This window comes from Pseudomonas aegrilactucae (genome assembly GCF_019168305.1).
GTDB lineage: Bacteria > Pseudomonadota > Gammaproteobacteria > Pseudomonadales > Pseudomonadaceae > Aquipseudomonas > Aquipseudomonas aegrilactucae.
On sequence record NZ_JAHTBI010000064.1, the window covers coordinates 1 to 5,899 of the forward strand.

Annotated in this window: 5 protein-coding genes and 1 pseudogene; 3 read left to right on the forward strand and 3 right to left on the reverse strand. The window is 51.9% G+C overall.

The features are described from left to right. From repC to KUO17_RS17850, 3 genes are all read left to right on the forward strand, one after another. Positions 1-370, forward strand: a 370-nt coding sequence (repC, locus tag KUO17_RS17840) for a replication protein C, IncQ-type (protein WP_265338904.1), incomplete at its 5' end; no start/stop codon positions are given. A gap of 138 nt (positions 371-508) precedes the next feature. Beyond that, the gene (locus KUO17_RS17845) at positions 509-1,510 is read left to right on the forward strand and encodes a hypothetical protein (protein WP_217976853.1); all 1,002 of its coding nucleotides are present in this window, start codon (positions 509-511) and stop codon (positions 1,508-1,510) included. Next, positions 1,507-3,510 carry a tetratricopeptide repeat protein gene (locus KUO17_RS17850; protein WP_217976854.1) on the forward strand — a complete coding sequence of 668 codons (2,004 nt, stop codon included), beginning with the start codon at positions 1,507-1,509 and terminating at the stop codon, positions 3,508-3,510. The genes KUO17_RS17845 and KUO17_RS17850 overlap by 4 nt, the downstream gene beginning before the upstream one ends. A gap of 165 nt (positions 3,511-3,675) precedes the next feature. On the opposite strand, the pseudogene KUO17_RS17855 reads toward KUO17_RS17850, so the two are convergent. The 3 genes and pseudogenes from KUO17_RS17855 to tnpB form a co-directional block, all read right to left on the reverse strand. After that, positions 3,676-3,906 (reverse strand): annotated as a pseudogene (locus KUO17_RS17855) (IS5/IS1182 family transposase); the annotation flags it as partial. Positions 3,907-3,957: 51 nt separating this feature from the next. Then, positions 3,958-5,502 carry an IS66 family transposase gene (gene tnpC / locus KUO17_RS17860; protein ID WP_217976856.1) on the reverse strand — a complete coding sequence of 515 codons (1,545 nt, stop codon included), beginning with the start codon at positions 5,500-5,502 and terminating at the stop codon, positions 3,958-3,960. Positions 5,503-5,519: 17 nt separating this feature from the next. After that, positions 5,520-5,899: IS66 family insertion sequence element accessory protein TnpB (gene tnpB, locus KUO17_RS17865; protein WP_482817132.1), on the reverse strand; the 380-nt coding region annotated here is incomplete at its 5' end.

A 5,899-nucleotide genomic window follows, 5' to 3' on the forward strand; every position in this document is an offset into this window, starting at 1 on the left:
GGGGGCCCGTGCTGTCATGGGCGGACAGCACATTCGTATAGATATGGCCGAAGTTAGGTCACTACAGACTGATCCCGCTCGTCTACTTCATCAACGACTCTGCGGCTGGGTCGACTCCGGCAAGTCGGGGCGGATAGCTCTGGATACTCTTTGTGGCTATGTCTGGCCGGAAGAAGTCATTAATGTCAACGCGATTAAAAAGCGCCGCCAGACAGCACGTAAGGCACTCGGCGAGCTTGCCGCTGTGGGCTGGAAGCTATGCGAAGCGAGCTCGAACCAGCTTGTGATCGAACCGTCGGTATGGAAGAGAATTTCATCGGCGTCCGGTTGGAGGCGAATTATCGCTACACTCACACGCGGGCGGACGTGAGGTCTATACTGCTAAGCTGATCATGGTTCGTTACGGAGCCATCTAACGAGTGCTAGGACGCACAGAGGCGCATTCCCACTACATATGGGGCGCTGCGCTAGCGCGATTTTCAAGCCGTTCAAGGTACGTTCTGCGTTTATGAACCTTAACCCTGGTCTCGAATTCCTAGCTTCAGATGAAGCAGCAGTCCCCGCAGGTGTGGGTACTCGATGTGCGGTCGCCAACGTTCGGTGGGAGAAGGCCGTCTCCGATGAGCGTGCGAAAGAGTACAATGTTTATGTCGGAGATGTAGCCACGCACTCAGACTGGAGAGCGGAACACAAAAGCTATCTTGGTTCATTCGTGCATATGCCCCAAGATTTTCCGAGAGCTCCTGAGTGTTTTATGGCTGTAAATAGTCAGGCACATTTGAATGAAAATCTTGATAATACCTACTTGTTGCGCCTGGAGTCGCTAGGTTATTTATTTGAAAATACTTTAATCTCTGAAGTTGCCAACGATTTTTGGCAGCGCTTCTTTCGTTCGCAGAGAGATTTACGTAAGGACAAATTGACCGATAACGATGAGGCTCTCCGCACAGAATTTGTAACTCAATGGAACGCTCAGCGAACGCAAGTTCGTCCATTGTTCGCAACTTTTCTAAACGATTTTGGTGGGGACTTAGATAAATTAGTAAAGGAGGATTGGGCCCACATCCTGCGTGATCGGCTGGGGTTGACTCATTGGCCAAGCACGGTGGGAAAATCACTTCCCGTTGCCTTGATGTGTTACACAATGGACGAGGTGCGCGACGCGCGCTCAGCTGCTAATAGGAAAGGAGCCGTCGCAAGCTTTACCCGCCCTACCGTTTTGGATTCGGAAATGTCCGCAGCATTTATCCCCGCACCGCTGCATCCCGGCGGGAAAAGTTACGGTTATACCCTGGATTTGGCAAGTGATATGGTTATTCCCGATACCTTTACTCCTGAACTGTTAACTTTCCCCATTCAGTATCATCCAAGACATATTAAGGCTCTTGGTTTTATAACTTGTGAGCATGCACTTACGAAGGATGAGGATATTTTCACGGCGCGTAATCTTCATGTGCAGGGGCTTCAGCGCTTATCCGGTTGCAGTGCTTTTGGCGAGGTACTAGCATGACATGGCATCAATGGGCGGAAGACTTGCGCCAATCGCCTCTTCAGGCTGTAACAGACTTGCTGCGTGGTTCCGCAGACATCGTTCCTTTCGAGCGCGCATCGCCACACGACTTCCTGCTGGCAGTATTGCCTCGTAGCAGCCGTATTCTATCGCGTGCATTACTTGGAGAACCTTCTTCGGGTTTAATTGATGCGAAAACTAATGCTGACCTTTCTGCGCATTTAGATATCGGTTTGTCCGCCTGGCTTCGGGTGCAGTGCGAAGCACCATTGCCACCTGCGAGGAAGCTCGGCGCCTATGTAGCTCAGGTATGCGAAGCACTTCAACTGCCGTTGTTTTTCGTGTTACCTAATACCCTTACCGCGTTGCAGGAAAACCGTATCAAGTGGCTGCAGTGGCTGCGCTCGCTCACTATTTCAGCTTTTCGCGATCCAGAGTATGACTATTGGCAAGTTCTAGCCGCCCAGCAGGCGGACGACCAATTGCAGTTTTATTGGCAATCGTTCGTGACAGAGGCCGGTAGAACTCGGTCAGTGCGCTATCTAAATTTGGGTTTATTGGCTTTAGCGAAGTTGCCGCTTTCAGAAGACGATAGTTTGCGCAATATACGTTTGCAAATACAAGCTCTTATCAGCCGCTACCTACGCCGTAGGAGCCTTGGTGTGTGTGCTCTAGAGGAAATGGCGCACGCATTGCGGGGAGTCATAACTCGTAACCCAAGTCTTAGTTCTTCCAGCTATGTTGTATTCTTAACCGAAACTCTTGCTCAGCTTGGTGATGATAAGCTTTTGTCAGTTCTAAGCATGTTGGGAATGTCAAGTTCTTCCAGGTCGCAAAACTATATAAGTCGTATTCCGGCTAATGCTTTCAGACTACAACCGCCTGGCCGACCCGAAGATACTGACGAAAGCATTAGAGCCATTAAGCGATCCACAAGCTTGTCGCAAGCTTGGAGTATTGTCCAGCGAGAGATTAGCTCCCATGAATATTTTCTGCATAAATCGGGTGATGCATACTATTTTGTACGTGTACTAGATAGGTGTGCGCGCGCTTTTTGCGATAAATATTCTATTCGAGATCCGGAAGTTCAGGCTCGCCTTTTCCAGTGGGTTCACTTGGCCTTGCGATTGGATCCTGACGAACCGAGGCGATGGATGTTGTGGGAGTTGGTCTTGCGTAAGGTAGATCAACCACAACGTGCACAGTGGGTGCTTTGGGAAATGACACGACGCTTTCCAGACAATGTGCACTGCCGTCTAGAATTAGCTCGTTTGTTGTTGGTCTCCAGAAATTCTGAGGATCTCATTCAAGCTAATAACCTGTTGCAGCAAGTACTCAAGATGGATCCTAATAATCTTTATGCGTATTCAACTTTATCTCAGTTAGCCATTAGTCGCGAGGACTGGTCTCAAGCACTTCATTTTGCTGAAGAAGGTTTGCGTATTGACTCAGTAGATCCTTCTTGTTCGTTACTGCTGGCTTCAGCCTATGCCAGGCGTAATGGACCGAATGATATACAAACTGCTATTGACCATTTGCAACGTTGTGTTTACCGCGATCCAGAGAATAGTAGATTCGAAGGCTATCTGCGGGAATTGCAACGTCGTCAGAAGTCCGAAATAGAAGGTCTATCACCTATTCTTGAGGATGGCGAAACAGCGAGTATTCAAACGTTCACGCCCGAGATTGACCCTGCTTGGCGCGCATTCGCTGAGTCGCTTCGCTCTTGGGCTGCAGCGTCAGCTATGGAAGGGGTTTATGCTCCCGCCGCTGACGATGCGATATCGGTTGAGCGGGTGTTGCCCCTGCCGCAAGCCTTACAACACGCGATCGCGAGAAATGAGTGGGATGCCGATGTGCTCGACAGTTGTGAATCTTCCGCTCAGCAAGAGTTTCCGCTGGAGACCCGACTCTGGCGCTATTTGCAGACTTTGCAATCAAACTCACCAAGCTCAAGCGAACGTGATCGCGCAAAAAAAAGCTGTGCAGTTATGGATTGAAGCTGAAACTAATGCAGCCGAACAAAATGACTCATCCTGGGTAACTTACCTAAAGAAACAGTGGTGCGTCTTGAACTCAAATATTGATGGGTCGGTGGCATATGGTGTGGATTGGCTTAAGGATTTGCTGGGTCGATATCAGCCCTTACCTGCACCTTTATTCGACTAGGCTCTGTACGAAAAGAGATGTTGCATAAACCGCATAGAACAAGCCAGTGAAACCATGGAGGCATAGCTTTTCGCGAGCTTGTCGAAGTGTGTCATGATTCGACGGTTTTCTTTCATCCAGCCGAGCACGCGCTCGATGATATTGCCCTGCCGGTGTTTACGCCGATCAAATAGCCTCGGTAACCCAGGTTTGGGCATGCGCTTCATCGAGCGCAGCTGGATGACGGGTGCATCGTATGCGATCCACGAACCCCACCTGCCCAGGAGTTCGACTTTGTTTTACCGTGGCATCTCCAGTGAGCAGTTCCACGGCAGCAACGCCTCGTAGTCGACCACCGACTGCGCAAGTGGCAGCCGCTCCAGTACGTGGTGCAGCCACGTATAGGGCTCCTGGCCGTTGACCTTGGCGGTCTCGACCAAGCTATAGATCTGTGCGCTGGCGGTGGCGCCCTTGGGCGTATCGCTGAACAGCCAGGCTTTGCGCCCGATAACAAACGGTTTTATCGCTCTTTCGGCGGCATTGTTGTCGATCGGTAAAAAACCAGCCTCCGTATAACGCTCCAGCCGACTCCAGTTGCTCGCCAGATAATTAACCGCCTTGCCCAGCACGCTTTGCGGCGTCACTTGGGACTGAGTTTTATCCAGCCAACTTTTCAACTGAGCCAGGATCGGCAGGCTTTTTTCCTGACGACCGATAAATCGCTGATCGTCGCTGCCATCCTTCAGTTCACGCTCGACGCCGTACAGCTTGTTGATCATCGTCAGCGCGATATCGGCACGTCCGGTCTTGCCCTTGGGTTGCACTTTCTGTGCTTCGACAAATTTGCGCCGCGCATGGGCCATGCACGCCAGGCGCTCCACGCCCGGTTGCAACGCCAGCGCGTTATAGCCCGCGTAATCATCAGTCATCACATAGCCGCGATAACTTTCCAGCAGGCGCAGCGGCACGTCCTGCGCGCGGCTGGAAGAATAGTCAAACAGCACGACTTTTCGATCCGGTGGCCCGCTGGCCTGCACCCACATCCACGATTGGCTGGTCGGGTCTCGATCCGGTTCTTTAAGCACCTGGACGCGGGTTTCATCACAGTGGATGACCGGGCTTTCCAGCAATCGATCACGCATCAGATTTAACAGCGGCTGCAAATACTCGCCGCACTGGATAATCCAGCGGGCCAACGTTTGGCGCGGGATTTCTATGCCATGTCGGCTTAGCACCGTTTCAAAACGATGGAGCGGCAAGCCGTCGACATACTTGGTGGTGAGCAGCATGGCCAACACGCTCGGGCTGGCCATGCTCTTTTCGATCAACTGCCCAGGTTTGTCGGCAGTGACCGGGGCCGACTCACAACTGCGGCAGCCGTAGACTTTGCGGATATGTTTGATCACCCGAATCTGCATCGGCACGATATCCAGCTGCTCGCTGGTTTCTTCGCTGATGACATGCTTGCGGCAACCGCAGGCACAGGTCAGTTCGTGTTCGGACAGCTCGTGGATGACTTCAATGCGTGGCAGATCAGCCGACAGTGGCTTGCGTTTGCCACGGCGTGGCGCAGGAGTAACGACTTCCTCGTCAGCATCGCCGACCGCAAGCATAGGCTCGCTTTCGGGCTCATTGAACAGCGCCAGTTGCGGCGTGTTGGGCTCTGCGGTCTGTTCAGATTTACGACCGAATATACGGTCACGCAACAGCTTGATCTGTTCTTTCAGATCAACGATGTGAGTCTCGTATGCTTCTGCGGTTACGTCCTGGCGGCTGAATGCCTCAAGCAACATTTTCTTGAGCAGAACAGGGTCATCAGGAAGGTCTTCGGGCAAGGGTCGCATGCCCTGGATTATACCCGTCAGGCAACAAATCTTGGAGTCAAAACCTTGTGCGGACGGTTGCGCCACAGATCAAATCCGTCCAGTAACCAGTTCAGTTCTTGCACCGTCAGCACGATTGCTTCGTTGAGTTCATCGGGTGAAGTTTTGAAACGCTCGGACTCGAGGCGCTTGAGCCAAAGGCAAAAGCCGTTGCGCTCCCAATACAGCACTTTGACGCGATTGCGGTGGCGATTCAGGAAAACAAAAAGTACCGGGTCGAACACAGCTACCTTGATATCCAGTTCGCCCAAGGCCGCCAGGCCGTCAATGGATTTTCGGAAATCGACCGGCTTTGGGTACAGATACACTTTTTCAACACTGGCGTTGGGACGCATCATCGAGTGCGATCCATAAACCC